Origin of the sequence: Photobacterium sp. GB-210, assembly GCF_003026075.1 — a bacterium.
Classification (GTDB): Bacteria; Pseudomonadota; Gammaproteobacteria; order Enterobacterales; family Vibrionaceae; genus Photobacterium.
This window is the reverse complement of the sequence record NZ_PYNU01000061.1, coordinates 1-752: the sequence shown is the minus strand read 5'-3', so window position 1 is coordinate 752 and position 752 is coordinate 1. Positions and strand designations below refer to the sequence as shown.

Genomic DNA, 752 nt, shown 5'->3' with positions numbered 1-752 from the left:
CAGTGTCCACACAGATTGCTTGGTTAAAATGTAAGAGAGCCACTTAATGTTGCCCAACAACATTAAGTATGAACATTGTCCCGTTCGTCTAGAGGCCTAGGACACCGCCCTTTCACGGCGGTAACAGGGGTTCGACTCCCCTACGGGACGCCACTTCTCTTTGAAGTGCAAATTGGGTCGTTAGCTCAGTTGGTAGAGCAGTTGACTTTTAATCAATTGGTCGCAGGTTCGAATCCTGCACGACCCACCATTTCCTTTCCACGAAGGAAAGCTAGTTTGATTTCACTTTTAAAAGTGAAAACAAATAGCAACTATCGTGGGCGATTAGCTCAGTTGGGAGAGCACCTCCCTTACAAGGAGGGGGTCACTGGTTCGAGCCCGGTATCGCCCACCACTCTCTAAAAGTTTTCTGCACGGATTTCGCAGATTTAATGAAGAATACCTTTGTTAAGTCCGCATTTTTGTCGCTGAAAATCGTTAGAAAGTGGTTATCGTTAGATAATTGCATGCTCTTTAACAATCTGGAAAGCTGACTAGTAAATTCAATCAATAGATTGATTTTAAAAATGTTCTTCGAAAGAAGAACGAGTTCTCAAAACATACACATTCAAGTGTCTGTGTTTGCTTTCACTTTTTAAAAGTGAAAACAAAACAATGAGTCCGGCGAAAAACCAACGTTTAATACTTTCTTGATCGAAGTGTTAAACACAAACCTTGGTTGTTTGAACATACGAAACCTCTTGGGGTTGTAT

The 752-nt window shown here is 41.8% G+C and carries 3 tRNA genes; all 3 read left to right on the top strand.

The features are described from left to right. Positions 1-77: 77 nt before the first annotated feature. The 3 genes from C9J38_RS21575 to C9J38_RS21565 all read left to right on the top strand — a co-directional run bounded on the left by C9J38_RS21575 (position 78) and on the right by C9J38_RS21565 (position 394). A tRNA-Glu gene (locus tag C9J38_RS21575) sits at positions 78-153 on the top strand. Between the two features lie 21 nt (positions 154-174). Then, positions 175-250: transfer RNA gene (locus tag C9J38_RS21570), tRNA-Lys, on the top strand. Positions 251-318: 68 nt separating this feature from the next. Then, positions 319-394 (top strand) — tRNA-Val (locus tag C9J38_RS21565). Positions 395-752 lie beyond the last annotated feature (358 nt).